A 773-nucleotide genomic window follows, 5' to 3' on the forward strand; every position below is an offset into this window, starting at 1 on the left:
GTCGCTCTGGCGCCGATGACCCGTGTCAGCGCCACCGAGGACGGCCACGCCACCGGGCGCATGGCATCCTATTACTCCCGCTTCGCGGCCGGCGGCTTCGGCTTGCTCATCACTGAAGGCATCTACACCGACACCGCCTACAGCCAGGGCTACCTCTACCAGCCCGGCCTGGCCACCACTGGACAGGCCGAGTCCTGGTCCAGGGTCGTGGACGCCGTCCACGCCCGCGGCGCACGGATCTTCGCCCAGCTGATGCACGCCGGCGCCCAGTCCCAGGGCAACCGGTTCGTTGACTCCACGCTCGGCCCCTCCGCCGTCGCCCCCAAGGGAGAACAGCTGGGCTTCTACCGTGGCGAAGGACCCTACCGGGAACCGCAGGAGGCCACGGCGGCGCAGCTCGACGAGGTGCGCGAGGGCTTTGTGAACGCGGCACTGAACGCGAAGGCCGCCGGCTTCGACGGCGTGGAGATCCACGGCGCCAACGGCTACCTGCTGGACCAGTTCCTCACCGACTACCTGAACCAGCGCACCGACCAGTACGGCGGCACCCCCCAAAACCGGGTCCGGCTTGCCGTTGAGGTGAGCCGGTCCGTCCGTGACGCGGTCGGACCCGACATGAGCGTCGGCATCCGCATCTCCCAGGGCAAGGTCAGCGACTACACGCACAAATGGGCCGGCGGGCCCGCAGAAGCCGAGGCCATCTTCACAGCCTTGGCGACGACCGGGATCGACTACATCCACACCACCGAATACCGGGCCGACGCCCCGGCCTT

At 68.8% G+C, this 773-nt stretch carries 1 protein-coding gene; it reads left to right on the forward strand.

Annotation, left to right across the window (positions count from 1 at the left end; translation table 11 throughout):
• Nucleotides 1-15: 15 nt before the first annotated feature.
• Nucleotides 16-773 (forward strand): NADH:flavin oxidoreductase (locus PUN71_RS23015; RefSeq protein ID WP_277800390.1); only part of this gene is annotated, 758 nt, incomplete at its 3' end.

Origin of the sequence: Arthrobacter sp. NQ7 (genome assembly GCF_029581595.2) — a bacterium.
In the GTDB taxonomy this organism is placed as follows: domain Bacteria; phylum Actinomycetota; class Actinomycetes; order Actinomycetales; family Micrococcaceae; genus Arthrobacter; species Arthrobacter phenanthrenivorans_B.